This is a genomic window from Mycobacterium sp. DL440 (assembly GCF_011745145.1).
In the GTDB taxonomy this organism is placed as follows: Bacteria; Actinomycetota; Actinomycetes; order Mycobacteriales; family Mycobacteriaceae; genus Mycobacterium.
In genome coordinates, this window is record NZ_CP050191.1 from 1,990,681 (window position 1) to 2,010,567 (window position 19,887).

Consider the following 19,887-nt stretch of genomic DNA (forward strand, 5'->3'; position numbering starts at 1 on the left):
CCGCGTAGCGATGCGATGACGATTCCTGTGTCGCTTCCCGGGTGCGGATGGGCGCGGCGTACCGTGCCTGACGTGACCGGACCCCATGTCATCCCGTCCCTGCCGGCCTACATTCCGGTCGAGGTGTGCGACACCGTAGGACTCGATGCGGCGCAACCCGACGGGGTGGCCAAGTGCATGGCGGCCGTGCAGTCCGACGTTCGCGACGACGGGGTCAGTGCCCCCGCCGCCGATGTCGAAGCCCTGCGTCAGGTGGTCAGCGATGCCCGACAGGAGGGTGTCGACCTCAAGATCGTGGTGCTGCCGAGCAACCCGGGTATCGACACCCCGCTGCGGGATATTGCCACCGAGGTCGGGCAGGCCAATCCGGGTGCCACCGTGCTCGCGCTGAGCCCGTCGTTCGCCGGTACTTACAGTCCGACGATCGATCGGGTGACGTTGGAGGCCGGTCAGGACGTCGCCAAGACCGGTAATCCGGTGTTATCCGCGAAGAATTTCGTCAGCGAGATTTCCACCCCGGATTTCCCCTGGACTGCGCTCGCGATCGCATTGATTCTCGGTGTCGCGGGGGCGGCCGCCCTCACTCGGGTCCTGCAGCGCCGCAGCAAACAACTGGCCGGGTCAGAGGCGTCGAGCGCCCCCTCGGAGTAGGCGCCGAAAATCGATCGAACATTCGTTCGGAATAACGCTCAATATCACTAATAGGTCACACTATTCGCAATTACAATCGTGTAATTCGTGACTAAAGTTTCTTTAGTTCTAGATGTGACGTACGGTGCAATCGGTAGCCATTGTTGCAGTTGTGCTTCATGTGACTTCTGTGCAATGGCCCCGAGCAAACGCCGGTACGCCGTCGTTGAGCCATAGGAGACTTGAGTCGAATGAGACGCACCGTTGGCGCCTCTGCGTCCCGGCCGTACGGCCGTTTCTTGGCCGTGCCGGTGACTGCCGGGATGCTGTTGACCGCGGCCGTGTCGGGAGGTGTCCCGGCGGTCGCTGATCCGGGCGCGCCCGATCAGGTCGCAACGCTCGTCGCCGCGGTGGCCAACGCCGACCAGAAGCTGCAGGAACTCGGTGCTGCCATCCAGACCCAGCAGGAAGCCGTCAACAAGGCGATTGTCGACGTGCAAGACGCCCGCGATGCGGCCGCCACGGCGCAGCAGGAGGTCGATGCCAGCCAACAGGGCATCACCGACGCCAACACCGCCATCAATGAGGCGCAGAAGCGCTTCGACACCTTCGCCGCGGCCACCTATGTCAGTGGACCATCCAGTTCGTACCTGACCGCGTCCGACCCGGCCGACATCGTCAGCGCTGCCGCCACCGGCCAGACCCTGACCGCCAGTAGCGACAAGGTGATCACCGATCTGCAGCGCGCCCGTACCGAGCAGGTCAACCGGGAGTCGGCCGCGCGCCTGGCCAAGCGCAACGCCGACCAGGCCACGGCCAACGCCCAGACGAGCCAGGACACAGCGGTTGCGGCGCTGCAAACGGCGCAGCAGACGTTCAGCTCGCAACAAGGTGAGCTCCAGCGGTTGACCGCCGAACGTGCCTCGGCCCAAGCCCAACTCGCTCAGGTGCACAAGGCGTCGGCGTCGACTGCTCCCGCCGCACCCGCACCCGCGCCCCAGGCGGCGGCGGACAACTGGGATCGTGCCCCGGGCGCGCCCGTGCAGGCCGGCCAAAACTGGGACAGCGCATGGGATCCGACGCTGCCGGCGATCCCCAGTGCATTCGTCAGCGGCGATCCGGTCGCCATCATCAACACCATTCTCGGCATCTCGTCGACTTCGGCGCAGGTCACGCAGAACATGGGTCGCCAGTTCCTGCAGAAGCTCGGAATCCTGCCCACGCCGACCGGCTACACCAACGGGGCCATCCCGCGGGTGTACGGCCGGCAGGCATCCGAGTATGTGATCCAGCGGGCCGGCTCGCAGATGGGCGTTCCCTACTCCTGGGGCGGTGGAAACGCTGCCGGTGCCAGTCGCGGCATCGATTCGGGAGCCAACACGGTCGGGTTCGACTGCTCGGGCCTGATCCTCTACGCGTTCGCCGGCGTCGGAATCAAGTTGCCGCATTACTCGGGCTCGCAGTACAACGCCGGCCGCAAGATCCCGTCGTCGCAGATGCGCCGTGGCGACGTCATCTTCTACGGCCCCGGCGGCAGCCAGCACGTGACGCTCTATCTCGGCAACGGCCAGATGCTCGAAGCGCCCTACACGGGTTCGGAGGTCAAGGTCTCCCCGGTCCGCACGAGCGGGATGACCCCGTACGTCGTCCGCTACATCGAATACTGATGGGAATACATTGCGCTCCTTCGCCTTACGTTGCCTGATCCTGGTCGCCGCAACCGCGTTCGCGGCGATCAGTCTGGTGGCGCCGGCCAACGCTGCGCCAGACGACGGCCAATGGGATCCGACCTTGCCGAAGCTCGTCAGCTCGGGCGCGCCGGGGGATCCGGTGGCCATCGCCAACGCCTCGTTCCAGGCCAGCCAGATCGCGCTGCAGACCACGCAGAGCCTTGGTTCGCAGTTCCTGCAGACCATCGGACTGGCCCCGAAACAGGCCGCCTCGACCTTCCCCGGCGGCCGCGTACGCGGACCGCAGGCCATCGAATATGCGATCCGCAGGGGCGGCACCCAGATGGGTGTGCCGTACTCCTGGGGTGGCGGCACGCTCACCGGGCCCGGCCCGGGGGTGGACTACGACGCCGGAAAAATGGGCTTCGACTGTTCGGGCCTGACCCGCTACGCCTACGCCGGCGTGGGTGTGCAGATTCCGAAGTATTCGGGCGACCAGTACAAGACCGGACGTAAGGTCCCGGTGGCGCAGGCAAAGCGCGGTGACCTGTTGTTCTGGGGACCCGGCGGCAGCCAGCACGTGGCGATGTACCTCGGCGGCGGAAAGATGCTTGAGGCATCGGGAAGTGCGGGCAAAGTGACGGTGAGCCCGGTGCGGATGTCGGGCATCCAGCCCTATGCGGCCCGCATCGTCGAATCCTGAGGGGAACCTGAAGTCTTCCGGGCAGCGTCGACGGATCTCGAAGTGCCTGGAATAGTTGACGGCGGGCACCCGATTGCCCGATAGAGCAACACGCAAGACCAGCGTTTTTGTAGTCGAACACCGTGGGAGGAAGTTGATGACGTCACCGAGTGGACCGCCGCAGGGCGCCGGAGGTTATCCCGGTTCGAGCCCGGCGCCGGGCTTTCCGCCCGGGTCGACCGGCTCCCACGCCGCGTCGGCCCCGCAAGTCGCCACCAACGGCAACCTGCAGGCCGAGGTGCACACCCTGGAACGCGCCATCTTCGAGGTCAAGCGGATCATCGTCGGCCAGGACCAGCTCGTCGAGCGGATGCTCGTCGGACTGCTGGCCAAGGGTCACGTGCTGCTCGAGGGTGTGCCCGGTGTGGCCAAGACCCTGGCCGTCGAGACGTTCGCCAAGGTGGTCGGCGGCACCTTCGCCCGCATCCAGTTCACCCCCGACCTGGTGCCCACCGACATCATCGGTACCCGCATCTACCGGCAGGGCAAGGAAGACTTCGACATCGAGCTCGGCCCGGTGGTGGTCAACTTCCTGCTCGCCGACGAGATCAACCGTGCGCCGGCGAAGGTGCAGTCCGCACTGCTCGAGGTGATGGCTGAGCGCAAGATCTCCATCGGCGGCAAGACCTTCCCGCTGCCCAGCCCGTTCCTGGTGATGGCCACCCAGAACCCGATCGAGCAGGAAGGCGTCTACGCGCTTCCGGAAGCCCAGCGCGACCGCTTCTTGTTCAAGCTCAACGTCGACTACCCGACGCCGGAGGAAGAGCGCGAGATCATCTACCGGATGGGCGTGAAGCCCCCGGAGCCCAAGCAGATCCTGGACACCGGCGACCTGCTGCGGCTGCAGGAACTGGCGGCCAACAACTTCGTGCATCACGCGCTGGTGGATTACGTGGTGCGGATCGTCACCGCGACCCGCGAGCCCGAGAAGTTCGGTATGCCCGACGCCAAGGCGTGGATCGCCTACGGTGCCTCGCCGCGCGCCTCGCTCGGCATCATCTCGGCGGCGCGCGCGCTGGCCTTGGTGCGTGGCCGCGACTACGTGATCCCTCAAGATGTCGTCGAGGTGATCCCGGATGTGCTGCGCCACCGTCTGGTGCTGACGTATGACGCGCTGGCCGATGAAGTGTCGGCCGAGACCGTGATCAACCGGATCATGCAGACTGTGGCGCTGCCTCAGGTGAACGCGCTTCCGCAGCAAGGGCATTCGGTTCCGCCCGCCGTGCCCGCCGCGGCCGGCGCGGGTGGTCGGTGACCAGTTCCCGACGCGCCGTCGACCTGCCGTCTCTGAAGCGCGGGGAGATCCGGGACCCTGCTTTGACGGCGGCGTTGCGCAAGCTTGAGCTGACGGTGCGGCGAAAGCTCGACGGGGTTCTGCACGGCGACCACCTCGGTCTGATCCCGGGTCCGGGATCGGAGCCGGGGGACTCGCGGATCTACCAGCCCGGCGACGACGTGCGTCGGATGGACTGGTCGGTGACGGCGCGGACGATGACGCCCCACGTGCGGCAGATGATCGCCGACCGGGAGTTGGAGACCTGGCTGGTTGTGGACATGTCGGCGAGCCTGGACTTCGGTACTGCCGGTTGTGAGAAGCGTGACCTGGCCGTGGCGGCCGCGGCCGCGATCACCTTCCTCAACAGCGGGGGCGGTAACCGGATTGGCGCGATCATCGCCAACGGTGAGTCCGTGCGTCGGGTGCCCGCGCTGTCCGGCCGGGTTCACGAGCAGGAGATGTTGCGCACGATTGCGACGATGCCCGCGGCCCCGACCGGGGTTCGCGGCGATCTGGCTGCGGTGATCGACGCCCTGCGCCGTCCCGAGCGGCGGCGCGGTATGGCGGTGATCATCAGTGACTTCCTGGGGCCGATCAACTGGATGCGCCCGCTGCGGGCGATAGCCGGCCGTCACGAGGTGCTGGGCATCGAGATACTCGATCCGCGCGACGTCGAGCTGCCTGCTGTCGGTGACGTGGTGCTGCAGGACACCGAGACCGGTGTCACCCGCGAGTTCACCATCGACGAGCAGCTGCGCAGCGATTTCGAGCGGGCCGCTGCGGCACATCGGGAGGAAGTGGCACGCACGCTGCGGCGTTGCGACGCACCGCTGCTGAGTCTGCGCACCGACCGGGACTGGATCGCCGACGTGGTGCGGTTTGTGGCGGGCCGGCGGCGCGGCGCGATGGCCGGCCGATGAGCGCTTGCGCGAAGAGGAGACACCTTCGATGAGCGCTTGCGCGAAGAGGAAACCGGCACAGGTGATAGAAAGCTTGATCAGCAATCAACCGAAATGACTTCTAGCACATGACTTTACCGATTCTCGGTCCGATGAGCCTGACAGGCTTCGCGCACGCGTGGTGGTTCCTGTTCCTCTTCGTGGTGCTGGGCTTGATGGCGTACTACGTCATCGTGCAGCGCGCGCGCAAGCAGCGGATCCTGCGGTTCGCCAACATGGAGCTGCTCGAAAGTGTGGCGCCCAAACAGCCGACCCGCTGGCGGCATCTGCCCGCGGCCCTGCTGGCGGTCTCGCTCGTCCTGCTGACGGTGGCGATGGCCGGCCCCACCCATGATGTGCGGATTCCGCGCAACCGAGCGGTGGTGATGCTGGTGATCGACGTGTCGCAGTCGATGCGTGCCACCGACGTCGCGCCCAGCCGGTTGGCCGCCGCGCAGGAAGCTGCCAAGCAGTTCGCCGATCAGCTCACCCCGGGGATCAACCTCGGCCTGATCGCCTACGCCGGGACCGCGACCGTGCTGGTCCAGCCGACCACCAACCGCGATGCCACCAAGAATGGCCTCGACAAGCTGCAGTTGGCCGACCGGACTGCCACGGGTGAGGGCATCTTCACCGCATTGCAGGCGATCGCCACCGTCGGTGCGGTGATCGGCGGCGGCGACGAGAAGCCGCCCGCGCGCATCGTGCTGATGTCCGACGGCAAGGAGACCGTGCCGTCCAACCCGGACAATCCCAAGGGCGCGTATACCGCGGCACGCACCGCCAAGGACCAGGGAGTGCCGATCTCCACGGTGTCCTTCGGCACGCCCTACGGCTATGTCGAGATCAATGACCAGCGCCAGCCGGTTCCGGTCGACGATGAGATGCTGGGCAAGATCGCCAAGCTGTCCGGCGGTGACGCCTTCACCGCGTCCAGCCTGGAACAGCTCAAGCAGGTATTCACCTCGCTGCAGCAGCAGATCGGGTACGAGACGATCAAGGGCGATGCCAGCCTCGGCTGGCTGCGGCTGGGCGCGTTGGTGCTGGCCCTCGCCGGGGTGGCGGCCCTGCTGATCAACCGCAGACTGCCCGGTTAAGCCGCGATCGCGCGTTCTCGGACGGCGGTCCGCATCGGCGATGCGATTTTCAGACCATGCTGGTGAGGAGATAAGTTGGCGGGCATGAGTGACGCTGCTGTCTCCGAAACCGCTGCTGCAGAAGCCGGCGCCCGGCCTCCGTTCGTTCCCCGCTCCGTGCTGGTAACCGGTGGAAACCGGGGGATCGGCCTGGCGATCGCGCAGCGACTGGCCGCCGACGGGCACAAGGTTGCCGTCACGCACCGCGGGTCCGGGGCACCCGACGGGCTGTTCGGCGTCGTGTGCGACGTGACCGACAACGAGGCAGTCGACCGCGCGTTCAAAGAGGTCGAGGAGCACCAGGGCCCGGTCGAGGTACTGGTGTCCAACGCCGGCATCTCCCAGGACGCGTTCCTCATGCGGATGACCGAGGAGCGGTTCGAGAACGTCATCAACGCCAACCTCACCGGAGCATTCCGGGTGGCGCAGCGGGCCTCGCGCAGCATGCAGCGCAAGCGATTCGGCCGGATCATCTTCATCGGTTCGGTCTCCGGGATGTGGGGCATCGGCAATCAGGCCAACTACGCGGCCGCCAAGGCCGGTCTGATCGGCATGGCCCGCTCGATCTCCCGGGAGCTGTCCAAGGCCGGCGTCACCGCCAACGTGGTGGCCCCCGGTTACATCGACACCGAGATGACCCGCGCCCTGGACGAGCGGATTCAGGCGGGTGCCCTGGAATTCATCCCGGCCAAGCGGGTCGGCACCGGCGAGGAGGTCGCCGGCGCGGTGAGCTTCCTTGCCTCCGAGGACGCAAGCTACATCGCCGGTGCGGTGATCCCCGTCGACGGCGGCATGGGTATGGGTCACTGACCACCTGGATCTGACCCAAAGATATTGATCTACTGAAACTTTCCCCAAGAAGGAGTCGCACTAATGGCAGGTTTGCTCGAAGGCAAGCGCATCCTCGTCACCGGGATCATCACGGACTCGTCGATCGCGTTCCACATCGCGAAGGTGGCTCAGGAGGCCGGGGCTGAGCTGGTGCTCACCGGATTCGACCGGATGAAGCTGATCCAGCGCATCGCCGACCGGTTGCCCAAGCCGGCGCCGCTGCTGGAACTCGATGTGCAGAACGAGGAGCACCTGGCGAGCCTGGCCGACCGGATCTCCGGCGTCATCGGCGAGGGCAACAAGCTCGACGGTGTGGTTCACTCGATCGGCTTCATGCCGCAGACCGGCATGGGTGTGAACCCCTTCTTCGACGCCCCGTACGCGGACGTCGCCAAGGGAATCCACATCTCGGCGTACTCGTACGCCTCGCTGGCCAAGGCGACGCTGCCGGTCATGAACGAGGGCGGCAGCATCGTCGGCATGGACTTCGACCCGACCCGCGCGATGCCGGCGTACAACTGGATGACGGTGGCAAAGAGCGCTCTGGAGTCGGTCAACCGTTTCGTGGCTCGTGAGGCCGGCCCGTTCGGTGTCCGCTCGAATCTTGTTGCGGCGGGCCCGATCCGGACCCTGGCCATGAGCGCCATCGTCGGCGGTGCGCTGGGCGCCGAAGCCGGCGATCAGATGCGACTGCTCGAAGAGGGCTGGGATCAGCGTGCGCCGGTCGGCTGGAACATGAAGGACCCGGAGCCGGTTGCCAAGACCGTCTGTGCGTTGCTGTCCGACTGGCTGCCCGCCACCACCGGCACCATCGTCTACGCCGACGGCGGCGCCAGCACCCAGCTGTTGTGACCTGACGTGCTTTCCGCCGAAATCGCATTCCGGCAGGCGTGCTCTCGCACAAATCCTGCCGGAATGCGGTTTCGCCGTAGAGGGGACGCGAGTTGAAAGAGTTTGACGCGGTCCTACTGCTGTCTTTCGGGGGACCGGAAGCGCCGGAGCAGGTGATGCCGTTCCTGGAGAACGTCACCCGGGGGCGCGGAATCCCGGCCGAGCGGTTGGCTGACGTCGCCGAGCACTATCTGCATTTCGGTGGGGTGTCGCCGATCAACGGGATCAACCGGGCCTTGATCGAGCAGCTGCGGCTGCAATTACCCGATCTGCCGGTGTATTTCGGTAACCGGAACTGGGAACCGTACGTCGAGGACACGGTTGCGGCGATGCGCGACAACGGTGTTCGGCGGGCGGCGGTGTTCACCACGTCGGCCTGGGGTGGCTACTCCAGCTGTACCCAGTACGTCGAGGACATCGCCCGGGCTCGGGCGGCGGTAGGTGCTGCCGCGCCGGAGCTGGTCAAACTGCGCCAGTACTTCGACCATCCGCTGTTGGTCGAGATGTTCGCCGACTCGATCGCGGCAGCGGCCGCCACATTGCCGGCCGAGATGCGTGACGAGGCCCGACTGGTGTTCACTGCCCACTCGGTGCCCATCGCCGCCGATGAGCGGCACGGCCCGCGGCTCTACAGCCGCCAGGTGGGTTACGCGACGCGGCTGGTGGCCGCCGCTGCGGGCTACGACGACTACGACCAGGTCTGGCAGTCGCGGTCGGGTCCGCCCCGGATACCGTGGCTGGAGCCGGACGTGGCCGATCGCCTGACTGTGTTGGGCCAGAAGGGAACCCGGGCGGTCATCGTCTGTCCGATCGGGTTCGTCGCCGACCACATCGAGGTGGTCTGGGATCTCGATCAGGAGCTGCGACTGCAGGCCGAAGCGGCCGGCATTGCCTTCGCGCGGGCGCGTACCCCGAACGCCGACGAACGTTTCGCTCGATTGGCCACCGGGTTGATCGAGGAGCTCCGCACCGGTGCGGAGCCACTGCGGGTCGCCGGTCCCGATCCCGTCGCCGGCTACGGATTCAGCGTCAACGGCGCGCCGTGCTCACCGCACTGCTGTGGCACGAAAAGCTAGTCACGCCAAGCAGATTGCAGGATGGCCTCGAGCGCGGCCAACCGCGCAGAGCGCACGACCTGAGCCAACGGTCGCATGGCGTCACCGGCGATCTGAACTTCCGAGGAGCTCTGCAGGCCGATCGGCATCAGGCCCGAGCTCACGGTGATGATCGCTTCCACGTGCGCGGCGTTCTCCAGCACCCGGACGGCCCGGGTGGGGGCGTGGTCGGGGATGTGGTGCAGCCGTCCGGCCTCGATGATGTCCTCGACCATGCCGCGGGGATCGTCGACGTCCACACCGATACCAGCCCGCAGGGCGACCAGCGTGTCGGCGGCCGAGCGCACGGCTGAACGCAAGTCGTACTCGGCCGAGCCGAGGTCGTAGTGCTGAGGCGGCGGCAGAACGGGCAGTGAGTACACGGTCCACGACAGTGCCCGAGGTTCGGGCTCGAACGTCGATTCGGTTTCCACGTCGTCGAATTCGAAATACTCGAACTCCGGCACCAACCCGACGCCGTCGAGCTCGTCATGGGTCACCAGCACCGCTTCACCTACGGTCAGCGCATCGCGCTGGAACTGCGAACCCGCGGGCAGTCCGCGGACATCGCCGGGCACCGGCAGGGCGACCCTGATCGAGGGCCTGGTACCGGATCTGCCGACAGCGGTGCGCAGGGTCTGCAACAACGACACCGAACCTGAGTCTTCCAACTCAGGCCAGGGCAGCCCGGTACGGACCGCGGCCTGCGAGTCGTAGGCCGTCACAGAATGCATTGGTGCCCACTGGGATAACGCGTCGAGAATGTCGTCGGGCGCGGCTGCGCCGGCGAGCCAGGCGTTGGCCCACATCGAAAGAGTTGCACTTGGACACCACATGATCCTGGCAGTGTAATTGTCGGTCGCCGAACAGGTCGGATTCGCTAGGGTGTGTATATGCCCCTCCCGCTGATCTGGCTCATCCTGGCGCTGGGACTCGCCGGGGCAGAGGCGCTGACCGGCGACATGTTCCTGCTCATGCTGGCCGGTGGTGCACTGGCCGCGGGCGGATCGAGTTGGCTGTTCGACCTGCCGCTCTGGGCCGACGGGGTCGTGTTTCTCGTGGTTTCCGTCCTTTTGCTGGTTCTGGTCCGGCCCGCACTGCGACGCCGTTTCGAGGCCGGGCGGGGCCTTCCGGAGCCGGTCAAGGCCCTGGAAGGCAAGTCCGCACTGGTGTTGGACCAGGTGGCGGAGCACGCGGGGCAGGTCAAGCTCGACGGTGAGGTCTGGACGGCGCGGCCACTCAACGACGACGATGTGTACGAACCGGGTGAGCATGTGACCGTTGTCAGGATCGACGGCGCCACCGCGGTGGTCTTCAAAACCATGTAGTAGCTCTGCAAAACGACGTAGTACCTCAGGAGGGGATTCACCATGGAAGGTGCCGTAGCCGGGCTGGTCTTGCTGCTTGTGCTTGTGGTGTTCGCGATCATCGTCGTGGCCAAATCGGTTGCGCTGATTCCGCAGGCCGAGGCGGCGGTGATCGAGCGTCTCGGCCGGTACAGCCGCACGGTCAGCGGTCAGCTGACGCTGCTGGTGCCGTTCGTCGATCGGATCCGGGCACGGGTGGACCTGCGTGAGCGGGTGGTGTCCTTCCCGCCGCAGCCGGTGATCACCGAGGACAACCTGACACTCAACATCGACACGGTGGTCTATTTCCAGGTGACCGACCCGGCCAAGGCGGTCTATCAGATCAGCAACTACATCGTCGGTGTGGAGCAGCTGACCACCACGACGCTGCGCAACGTGGTCGGCGGGATGACCCTGGAGCAGACGCTGACCTCACGCGACTCGATCAACGCCCAGTTGCGAGGTGTACTGGACGAGGCGACAGGTCGCTGGGGGCTGCGGGTGGCGCGGGTCGAGCTGCGCAGCATCGACCCGCCGCCGTCGATCCAGGAGTCGATGGAAAAGCAGATGAAGGCCGACCGCGACAAGAGGGCCATGATCCTGACCGCAGAGGGTGTGCGGGAGTCCTCGATCAAACAGGCCGAAGGCCAGAAGCAGTCGCAGATCCTGGCCGCCGAGGGTGCCAAGCAGGCCGCGATCCTGGCGGCCGAGGCCGATCGGCAGTCCCGGATGTTGCGCGCCCAGGGTGAACGGGCCGCCCAGTACCTGCAGGCCCAGGGCCAGGCCAAGGCCATCGAGAAGACCTTCGCCGCGATCAAGGCGGGCCGGCCCACACCGGAGATGCTGGCCTACCAGTACCTGCAGACGCTGCCACAGATGGCGAAGGGTGAGGCCAACAAGGTGTGGCTGGTGCCCAGTGATTTCGGTTCGGCCCTGCAGGGGTTCACCAAGATGCTGGGCGCGCCCGGCGAGGACGGGGTCTTCCGCTACACCCCGCCGCCGGTGGAGCAGGATCTGCCCAAGCCGGAGGATGACAGCGACGAGGTTGCCGATTGGTTCAACACCGAAACCGATCCGGAGATCGCACGGGCCGTGGCAAAGGCCGAGGAAGCGGCCCGGGCCACCCCGCCGCCACTGGGTACCGCATCACCGCAGCAGTCGTTGGGAACCCCGCCGGGGATCCCGCCCAATGAGCTGGAGGGCGGCGTGCACCGCGCGTAGTCTTCGGGTTCCGCACGCTTGCTTGACTTCCTTGACGCAGTAGACTTGACGAAGTTGACGCACCTGGGAGGCCTCGATGACCGATCTCGCATTGTTCGAGCGTCAGATCATGCGGTCGGTGAGCCGGAAGGTCCATGAGCGGTTGCGTCGGGCCGACGAGGCCAGGCTCGGCCCGGAGGCATTCGGGGACCCGGAGGAGATTGCCGACGCCATGGTGGCCGCGTTGCCGCTGGGCCACGTGTTCGACGAGGTCACAGGGCCGTTCTACGACACGGCGGGGCTGACCCGCTGGCTCGGCGTCACCCGCCAGGCCCTGCACCAGAAGGTGGCGCGGTACGCGGTTCTGGCCTGCCCGCTCGACGACGGCGGGGTCGTGTACCCGACGTGGCAGTTTCTGGACAGCGGCGCCACCATTCCCTCGCTGCGCGACGTGCTGACCGTGCTGACCGAGGGCACCGACGATCCGTGGATGGCCGCCCTGTGGATGCGGGCACCCAGTGACCGACTCGACGGGTCCTGCCCCGCGGACTGGCTGCGCCACGGTGGGGCTCCGCAACGGGTGATGGAGATGGCGCGGGAGACCGCCGCGAGTTGGAGCGCATGAGCCGTCAACGACCCGCACTCGGTTCACCGCCGGATCTGGCCGGGTTTCCACGGTCCCGGTTGCGCACAGACCAGCAGCTGTACCGGGCGCACACCGTGGACAGATCGCCGTGGTGGTTTTCCTCAGATCTGACCGGTCGCTTCGATCTGCTCCCGCCGAACGGAACCTGTTATCTGGCAACCGATGTCACGACCGCGTTGCGGGAGCGCTTCGGGCACGATCTGGTGCGTCAGGGCGTGGTCACGTTCGAGGCCGCGGCCCGTACCGCGGTGTCGAGGGTGCGAGCGCCGGCCGCCAGATGGTTGGCCAACATATGTTCGCCGAGGGCGGCGTCGTTCGTCGGTATGACCCGCGAGATCGGTACGTGCCCGGCCTACGAGCTGCCGCAGGCCTGGGCCGCGGCCTTCTTCGCCACCGGACGTCACACCGGAATTCGCTATCAGACCCGGTTCAGCACCGGCGCCGGCGCGAATGCGGTCGCCCTGTTCGAGGATGCGGGTCAACGTGATTGGGCCGTCGACCCGTCACCCACCAGCGGCGTGCAGGCCTGCGTGACCGTCGGCATCATCGTTGCGCATCGGCCCACCCGGCGTCAGGTGCGCATCCAACCTCCGCCAGGGTAGGAAGGCGGCGTCAGCGGCGGGGCTGCAACCGCAGTTCCACCATCGGCAGCGGTGCATCGGTATCGGTGATCGGTTGGCCGAGCGTCTCTTCGAGGACGAGCCTGAACTGCTCCCACGTCTTCGGATGTTGCGTGCGGTAATCCGCCAGCACCTGATCGACGGCCTGTTGGTCGAGCATATGGGCGAGAGCGGCCGCCGGCCGGTGACTGCCGAGCCATACCCGGACCTGTGGATTGACGGAAACGTTGCGGAACCACTGGGCCCTCGCGCCGAAACCCGAGGCGACGACGATGGTGTCGGGGTTCGGCCGGCCCACCACTTCGAGCACCACGTAGCGGCGTGCGCCGGAGGTGCGACCGATGTGCTCGAGCATCATCATCCTCGTGCCGAACAGTGCTCCGGCACGCATCCGGTAGAGCCAGATCGGGGCACGTACGAGCCGGCGGTTGCGTAGGAGTTTGGCACCGAGATCGGGCAGCGCGGCCATCCGTTGTCTCCTCTGTACTCCTCAGGGTTCCGTGAGCGTGCGTGAACTGCCCACCGACTGCGGCGTGTCCGCCTGCAGACGCGCACGCTCGCGATGGTGGAGGCGCCATTCGTAGACCAGGCCGGCCACGCCGAGCGCGGCGGTGCTGACCGACACCAGGACCAGCGCCGGGCTGATGTTCCCCGTCAACGCGTCGCCCAGAACGACCACGGCCGCCGTGCCGGGGAACAACCCCACCAGCGTCGCGAGTGCGTAGGGCACGACCCGCACGGCAGAGGCGCCCGCGGCGTAGTTCAGCACCGAGAACGGCACCGCCGGGATCAACCGCATGGACAGCACCACCGGCCAGCCGCGACGGCGCAGTCGGGTGTCCAGCATGTCGATCCGGGGATGGGGGACCAGCCGATTGAGCTGCCAACCGGCCGCGCGGATCAAGAACAACGCGAGCACGGCGCTCACCGCACTGGCCACCACCGCGATCGCCACGCCCAGTAGCGGCCCGAACAACAGGCCCGCGGCCAGGGTGAACGCGGTGCGGGGGAACGGAAAGACAGTCACCACGATGTGGGCACCGAGGAAGGCCAGCGGGAACCATGGGCCCACCGACGTGGCCCAGTCCCGCATCTGCATCGCCGTCGGCAACGGAACCAGCACGGCAACTGCGACAAGAATCACAATGCCGGCCAGCAGGCCCACGATCCGCCTGGTCGGCAGTTGGGAGGCCGTCGCGAGCACCGCGGCGCGCACCATGCGCAGGGTTCTGACGACGGGTTTCACGTCTTACAACAGTACGGGCCATCGGCGGGGAACTCTGCTGGGCGCGGCCGTGAGTCCACCTACCAGCGGTCAGGGCCGTGATGGCGATCATTTAGCCTGAGGGGCGAGTGGGTAGGTCACACGCTGCGATAACAGGAGATGCGGGTGTCGTTACAGGGGACGAGTGCGGTCGAGTCGGACCGCACACAGTGGCGGACGGCGGTTGCCGGCGTGCTGGCCAAGAGCAGTCGGCGGGACGTGGCCGATCTGCCGGCCGAGCCGGAACGCCTACTGGATTCGCAGACGTACGAGGGTTTCGCCATCCGGCCGCTGTACACCAGCCTCGACGCGCAGCCCGAGCCCACCCTGCCGGGGCAGTGGCCGTTCGTGCGCGGCGGCGACGCCCTGCGTGACGTGAAGTCCGGCTGGAAGGTCGTCGAGAGCTTCCCCGCCGTGGCGGGTACCGCGGTCGGCACCGTCAACGGTGCCGTTTTGGTGGCGTTGACCGAAGGGGCCAGCGCCCTGGCCCTGCGGGTCGGCGGCGACGACGGTATCGCCCTGGGCGAGTTGGACCGCCTGCTCGACGGCGTGTTCCTGGATCTGGTGCCGGTGGTCTTTGAACCCGTAGCAAACACCGGCACGGATGTGGCCGCCACCGCCGATGCGGTGTTGCCGCTTCTCGAAGATCTTGACGAGGACCAGCGTTCGCGGCTGTCGATCGACCTGGGCGCCGACCCGCTGACCGCCCCGCTGTCGGGGAAGTCATGCACCGCGGACGAGGCCGACCTGCCGGCCACGGTCGCCAAGCTCACTGGTTACGCCGGCGGCGTGCGGGCGATCACCGTCGACGGTCCGGCGTTCCACAACCTGGGCGCCAGCGCGGCCTGGGAGCTCGCAGGATCGGTCGCCGCGGCGGTGGCCTACCTGCGCATCCTCAGCGACGGCGGGGTTGCTACACCGGATGCGTTGCGGCAGATCAGCTTCCGCTATGCCGCCGATGACGATCAGTTCATGACGATCGCCAAGCTGCGCGCCGCGCGGCAACTCTGGGCGCGGGTCGCCGAGGTGGTCGGTGCGGCGGACACCGGTGCGGCCCGGATTCACGCGGTGACCTCGCTGCCGATGATGACCCAGCGTGATCCCTGGGTGAACATGCTGCGCACCACGCTGGCCGCCTTCTCCGCGGGCGTCGGGGGAGCCGACACCGTGCAGGTGCGTCCGTTCGACGCGGCGATTCCAGACGGACTGGACGGGACGTCGGCGAGCTTTGCCCGCCGTATCGCTCGCAACACCCAGCTGTTGCTGCTGGAGGAGTCGCACATCGGTCAGGTGCTCGACCCGGCGGGTGGCTCGTGGTTCGTCGAGGATCTGACCGCCCAGCTCGCCGAGCAGGCCTGGGCGCACTTCCAGGACATCGAGGCGCGTGGCGGCTTCGTCGCGGCCCGCGACCACATCGCGGCCCAGATCGCCGAGGTCGCCGCTCGGCGCAGTGACGACATCGCGCACCGGCGCACCGCGATCACCGGTGTCAACGAATTCCCCAACCTCGACGAACAGCCGCTCCCGCAGGGATCTTCGGTGTCGTCGATCGCCCGGTACGCAGCCGGGTTCGAGGCGCTGCGTGACCGCTCGGATGCGTTCCTCGCTGCGACCGGAGCCCGGCCCAGGGTTCTGCTGCTGCCGCTGGGGCCGCTGGCCGAGCACAACATCCGCACCACGTTCGCTTCGAACCTGTTGGCCTCCGGCGGGATCGAGGCGGTCAATCCCGGGAACGTCGAGGCGGCCGCGATTGCCGCCGCAGTAGCCGATGCCGGTGCCCCGACGGTGGCAGTGCTGTGCGGCACCGACGCCCGCTACGGTGCCGAGGCCTCCGGCGCGGTGGCTGCCGCACGCGCGGCCGGCGTCCGTCAGGTACTCCTGGCCGGTCCGGAGAAGGCTGTTGCCGAGGCTGATTCGAAGCCTGACGGATACCTGACCGCCAAGATCGATGCGGTCGAAGCTTTGTCGAACCTGCTCACCGGACTGGGGGCCTGAGATGACTGCCACAACTGGAATCGGAAGTTTTGCGGACGTACCGCTGCACGGCGAAGGCACGGGTGAGCTCGCCACTCCAGAGTCCGTCGAGACGCACGTCGCCGAGGCTGCGGCAGCCCATGGCTACACCCCTGAACAGCTGACGTGGACCACACCCGAGGGCATCGACGTCAAGCCGGTGTTCATCTCTGCCGACCGGGATGAGGCGGCCGCGGCCGGCTATCCTCTCGACACCTTCCCCGGCGCACCGCCCTTCGTGCGCGGGCCGTACCCGACGATGTACGTCAACCAGCCGTGGACCATCCGTCAGTACGCCGGGTTCTCCACCGCTGCCGAATCCAACGCGTTCTACCGGCGCAACCTGGCCGCCGGCCAGAAGGGTCTGTCGGTGGCGTTCGACCTGGCCACCCACCGCGGCTACGACTCGGACCACCCGCGGGTGGCCGGTGATGTCGGAATGGCCGGGGTGGCGATCGATTCGATCCTCGACATGCGCCAGTTGTTCGACGGCATCGACCTGTCGACCGTCTCGGTTTCGATGACGATGAACGGCGCGGTGCTGCCGATCCTGGCGCTCTACGTCGTCGCCGCAGAGGAACAGGGTGTGCCGCCGGAGAAGCTGGCCGGGACCATCCAGAACGACATCCTCAAAGAGTTCATGGTCCGCAACACCTACATCTATCCGCCCAAGCCGTCGATGCGGATCATCTCGGATATTTTCGCCTACAGCAGCGCCAAGATGCCGAAGTTCAACTCGATCTCGATCTCGGGCTACCACATCCAGGAAGCCGGGGCGACAGCCGATCTGGAGCTCGCCTACACCCTGGCCGACGGCGTCGAATACATCAAGGCCGGCCTGGACGCCGGACTGGACATCGACAAATTCGCACCGCGGCTGAGCTTCTTCTGGGGCATCGGCATGAACTTCTTCATGGAGGTGGCCAAGCTTCGCGCCGGCCGCTTGCTGTGGAGCGAGCTGGTGGCTCAGTTCGACCCCAAGAACGACAAGTCACTGTCGTTGCGCACCCACTCGCAGACCTCGGGCTGGTCGCTGACCGCCCAGGATGTGTTCAACAACGTCGCCCGAACCTGCATCGAGGCGATGGCGGCCACACAGGGGCACACCCAGTCGCTGCACACCAACGCGCTGGACGAGGCGCTGGCGCTGCCCACCGACTTCTCCGCACGGATCGCCCGCAACACCCAGTTGCTGCTGCAGCAGGAGTCTGGCACCACCCGGCCGATCGATCCGTGGGGCGGTTCCTATTACGTCGAGTGGCTCACGCATCAGTTGGCGGAGAAGGCGCGTGCCCACATCCACGAGGTGAACGAGCACGGTGGCATGGCACAGGCCATCAGCGACGGGATTCCGAAGCTGCGCATCGAGGAGGCGGCCGCCCGGACCCAGGCGCGGATCGACTCCGGTGCCCAGCCGCTGATCGGCGTCAACAAGTACCAGGTGGAAGAGGACCAGGAGATCGAGGTCCTCAAGGTCGAGAACAGCCGCGTGCGGGCCGAACAGCTGACCAAACTGCAGCAGCTGCGGGCGGACCGCGACGAGGCGGCCACGCAGGCCGCCCTGGCGGAGCTGACTCGCGCCGCCGAGGCGACCGGCTCGGCAGGTGAGGACGGGCTGGGTAACAATCTGCTGGCCCTGGCCATCAATGCCGCCCGTGCCAATGCCACCCTTGGCGAGATCTCCGACGCGCTGGAGAAGGTGTACGGGCGGCATCAGGCTGAGATCCGTACCATTTCGGGCGTCTACCGCGACGAGGTGGGGAAGGGCAGCAACATCGCTACCGCAACCGAGCTCGTGGCCAAGTTCGCCGAGGCCGACGGCCGCCGGCCCCGCATCCTGGTGGCCAAGATGGGTCAGGACGGGCACGACCGTGGGCAGAAGGTGATCGCGACGGCATTCGCCGACATCGGTTTCGACGTCGATGTGGGCTCGCTGTTCTCCACCCCGGAGGAGGTGGCCCGTCAGGCCGCCGACAACGACGTGCATGTGGTCGGGGTGTCGTCACTGGCCGCGGGACACTTGACCTTGGTGCCCGCGCTACGTGACGCGTTGGCCGAGGTGGGCCGGCCCGACATCATGATCGTGGTCGGCGGGGTTATCCCGCCGGGAGATTTCGACGAGCTCTACGAGGCCGGGGCCAACGCGATCTTCCCGCCGGGCACCGTGATCGCCGATGCCGCGATCGGCTTGTTGCAGAAGTTGGCCCAGCGGCTCGGTTACCAGCTGAGCTAGACGTGGCGCCCTCAGTTACGGAGCTCGCGGTAGCGATCCGGGGCGGCGACCGCGCCGCCCTGGCACGGGCCATCACCATGGTGGAATCCACCCGGGCCGACCATCGTGACCAGGCTCAGCAGTTGCTGCTGGAGCTGATGCCGGACGCGGGCAAAGCTCAACACATCGGTATCACCGGGGTTCCCGGCGTCGGCAAGTCGACGACCATCGAAGCCCTCGGCATGTACCTCATCGAGGCCGGCCACCGGGTCGCGGTCCTGGCGGTGGACCCGTCGTCGACCCGGACCGGCGGCTCGATCCTGGGCGACAAGACCCGAATGGCCCGTCTGGCCGTCCATCCCGATGCCTATATCCGGCCGTCGCCGACGTCCGGGACGCTCGGTGGGGTGGCCAAGGCCACCCGGGAGACCATTGTTCTGCTCGAGGCGGCAGGCTACGACGTCATCCTTGTCGAGACCGTCGGGGTGGGGCAGTCCGAGGTCACGGTGTCGAACATGGTCGACACGTTCGTGTTCCTCACCCTGGCCCGCACCGGTGATCAGCTGCAGGGCATCAAGAAAGGTGTGCTGGAGCTGGCCGATGTCATCGTCGTCAACAAGGCCGACGGCGAGCACGCGATCGAGGCCAAGGCTGCCGCCCGCGAACTGACGGGTGCCATCCGTCTCATCTACCCGCGCGAAACACTATGGCGGCCACCGGTTCTCACGATGAGCGCGATCGAAGGCCATGGGCTGGTCGAGCTGTGGGAGACGGTGCTCAAGCATCGTCAGGTGCTCACCGAGGCCGGGGAGTTCGAGGCCCGGCGCCGCGCACAGCAGGTCGATTGGACCTGGTCGATGGTGCGCGACACTGTGCTGGACCGGGTGATGTCGCATCCCGGTGTCCGCAACATCCGCGACGAGGTGGAGCGCCGGGTGCGCGAGGGTGAACTGACGCCGGCCTTGGCCGCGCAGGAAATTCTCGACGCGGCCGACTGACACATGAAACCGAAAGGCTGGGCCGAGATGAGGGACGTGACAGCGAAACTGCGTGTGCTGGTGGCGGCCGCGATCGTCGGCGGTGCGGTGCTGAGCGGCTGCGGCGGCGGCGGCGAGTCGACCGGTCCACAGCCCACAGTGGCCAAGACCAAGCTGCAAACCATGGCCAAGGCGAAGCTCGAAGCCGCGGCCAAGCGCAAAGCCAAGTCTGTGACCTGCGACGACGGCATACCCGGCAAAGTGGGGGCGACGCAGCATTGTGTGCTGACAGCCAAGGACGGCAGCAAGTACGGCGTTACGGCAACGGTCAAGGCCGTCGAGTCCGGCAAGGTCAACGTCGACTTCAAGGTGGACGACAAGCCGACCTCGTGAGCGGGGCA

Annotated in this window: 20 protein-coding genes; 17 read left to right on the top strand and 3 right to left on the bottom strand. The window is 67.0% G+C overall.

From position 1 onward, the window contains the following. The first annotated feature begins 72 nt into the window (after positions 1-72). The 9 genes from HBE63_RS09825 to HBE63_RS09865 all read left to right on the top strand — a co-directional run bounded on the left by HBE63_RS09825 (position 73) and on the right by HBE63_RS09865 (position 9,190). The gene (locus HBE63_RS09825) at positions 73-651 is read left to right on the top strand and encodes a DUF6676 family protein (RefSeq protein WP_166904579.1); all 579 of its coding nucleotides are present in this window, start codon (positions 73-75) and stop codon (positions 649-651) included. 230 nt (positions 652-881) lie between these two features. Further along, a complete protein-coding gene (gene ripA, locus HBE63_RS09830) occupies positions 882-2,297 on the top strand; it encodes an NlpC/P60 family peptidoglycan endopeptidase RipA (protein ID WP_166904580.1) in 1,416 nt (471 codons plus the stop codon). A gap of 10 nt (positions 2,298-2,307) precedes the next feature. Further along, positions 2,308-3,003, top strand: coding sequence for an NlpC/P60 family peptidoglycan endopeptidase RipB (gene ripB, locus HBE63_RS09835; RefSeq protein WP_166904581.1), 696 nt, complete (start codon positions 2,308-2,310; stop codon positions 3,001-3,003). Positions 3,004-3,139: 136 nt separating this feature from the next. After that, on the top strand, positions 3,140-4,297 hold the full coding sequence (locus HBE63_RS09840) for a MoxR family ATPase (protein ID WP_166904582.1): 1,158 nt from the start codon (positions 3,140-3,142) through the stop codon (positions 4,295-4,297). After that, positions 4,294-5,238 carry a DUF58 domain-containing protein gene (locus tag HBE63_RS09845; RefSeq protein ID WP_166904583.1) on the top strand — a complete coding sequence of 315 codons (945 nt, stop codon included), beginning with the start codon at positions 4,294-4,296 and terminating at the stop codon, positions 5,236-5,238. Before HBE63_RS09840 ends, HBE63_RS09845 begins: the two co-directional genes overlap by 4 nt. 107 nt (positions 5,239-5,345) lie before the next feature. After that, complete coding sequence (locus HBE63_RS09850; RefSeq protein ID WP_166904584.1) at positions 5,346-6,353, top strand: VWA domain-containing protein; 1,008 nt, start codon at positions 5,346-5,348, stop codon at positions 6,351-6,353. An 84-nt stretch (positions 6,354-6,437) separates the two neighbouring features. Then, the gene (fabG1, locus tag HBE63_RS09855; protein ID WP_166904585.1) at positions 6,438-7,202 is read left to right on the top strand and encodes a 3-oxoacyl-ACP reductase FabG1; all 765 of its coding nucleotides are present in this window, start codon (positions 6,438-6,440) and stop codon (positions 7,200-7,202) included. A 63-nt stretch (positions 7,203-7,265) separates the two neighbouring features. Then, the gene (gene inhA, locus HBE63_RS09860; protein WP_166904586.1) at positions 7,266-8,075 is read left to right on the top strand and encodes an NADH-dependent enoyl-ACP reductase InhA; all 810 of its coding nucleotides are present in this window, start codon (positions 7,266-7,268) and stop codon (positions 8,073-8,075) included. Between the two features lie 155 nt (positions 8,076-8,230). After that, entirely contained in the window at positions 8,231-9,190 is a 960-nt protein-coding gene (locus HBE63_RS09865; RefSeq protein WP_243858707.1) for a ferrochelatase, read from the top strand. Here the strand turns inward: HBE63_RS09865 and HBE63_RS09870 are convergent. Beyond that, the gene (locus HBE63_RS09870) at positions 9,187-10,044 is read right to left on the bottom strand and encodes a hypothetical protein (protein WP_166904588.1); all 858 of its coding nucleotides are present in this window, start codon (positions 10,042-10,044) and stop codon (positions 9,187-9,189) included. The two genes, HBE63_RS09865 and HBE63_RS09870, sit on opposite strands and share 4 nt — an antisense overlap. A 57-nt stretch (positions 10,045-10,101) precedes the next feature. Between HBE63_RS09870 and HBE63_RS09875 the strand changes: the two genes are divergently transcribed. From HBE63_RS09875 to HBE63_RS09890, 4 genes are all read left to right on the top strand, one after another. Then, on the top strand, positions 10,102-10,536 hold the full coding sequence (locus tag HBE63_RS09875) for an NfeD family protein (RefSeq protein WP_166904589.1): 435 nt from the start codon (positions 10,102-10,104) through the stop codon (positions 10,534-10,536). A gap of 42 nt (positions 10,537-10,578) precedes the next feature. Continuing rightward, a complete protein-coding gene (locus tag HBE63_RS09880; RefSeq protein WP_166904590.1) occupies positions 10,579-11,775 on the top strand; it encodes an SPFH domain-containing protein in 1,197 nt (398 codons plus the stop codon). Between the two features lie 76 nt (positions 11,776-11,851). Continuing rightward, positions 11,852-12,379: a hypothetical protein gene (locus HBE63_RS09885; RefSeq protein ID WP_166904591.1), complete on the top strand. Its 528-nt coding sequence runs from the start codon at positions 11,852-11,854 to the stop codon at positions 12,377-12,379. Beyond that, positions 12,376-13,002, top strand: coding sequence for an RES domain-containing protein (locus HBE63_RS09890; RefSeq protein ID WP_166904592.1), 627 nt, complete (start codon positions 12,376-12,378; stop codon positions 13,000-13,002). The genes HBE63_RS09885 and HBE63_RS09890 overlap by 4 nt, the downstream gene beginning before the upstream one ends. A 10-nt stretch (positions 13,003-13,012) precedes the next feature. Here the strand turns inward: HBE63_RS09890 and HBE63_RS09895 are convergent, their stop codons facing one another. Further along, positions 13,013-13,489: a nitroreductase family deazaflavin-dependent oxidoreductase gene (locus tag HBE63_RS09895; RefSeq protein WP_166904593.1), complete on the bottom strand. Its 477-nt coding sequence runs from the start codon at positions 13,487-13,489 to the stop codon at positions 13,013-13,015. 21 nt (positions 13,490-13,510) lie between these two features. After that, positions 13,511-14,266, bottom strand: coding sequence for a TVP38/TMEM64 family protein (locus tag HBE63_RS09900; RefSeq protein WP_166904594.1), 756 nt, complete (start codon positions 14,264-14,266; stop codon positions 13,511-13,513). Between the two features lie 138 nt (positions 14,267-14,404). Between HBE63_RS09900 and mutA the strand changes: the two genes are divergently transcribed. From mutA to HBE63_RS09920, 4 genes are read left to right on the top strand one after another with little or no spacing between them, the layout of a single operon-like run. Beyond that, positions 14,405-16,279: a methylmalonyl-CoA mutase small subunit gene (mutA, locus tag HBE63_RS09905; protein ID WP_208301335.1), complete on the top strand. Its 1,875-nt coding sequence runs from the start codon at positions 14,405-14,407 to the stop codon at positions 16,277-16,279. A 1-nt stretch (position 16,280) separates the two neighbouring features. Further along, a complete protein-coding gene (scpA, locus tag HBE63_RS09910) occupies positions 16,281-18,530 on the top strand; it encodes a methylmalonyl-CoA mutase (RefSeq protein ID WP_166904596.1) in 2,250 nt (749 codons plus the stop codon). Between the two features lie 2 nt (positions 18,531-18,532). Continuing rightward, complete coding sequence (gene meaB / locus HBE63_RS09915; protein ID WP_166904597.1) at positions 18,533-19,507, top strand: methylmalonyl Co-A mutase-associated GTPase MeaB; 975 nt, start codon at positions 18,533-18,535, stop codon at positions 19,505-19,507. A gap of 27 nt (positions 19,508-19,534) precedes the next feature. Beyond that, a complete protein-coding gene (locus HBE63_RS09920; RefSeq protein ID WP_166904598.1) occupies positions 19,535-19,879 on the top strand; it encodes a DUF4333 domain-containing protein in 345 nt (114 codons plus the stop codon). Positions 19,880-19,887: the final 8 nt, after the last annotated feature.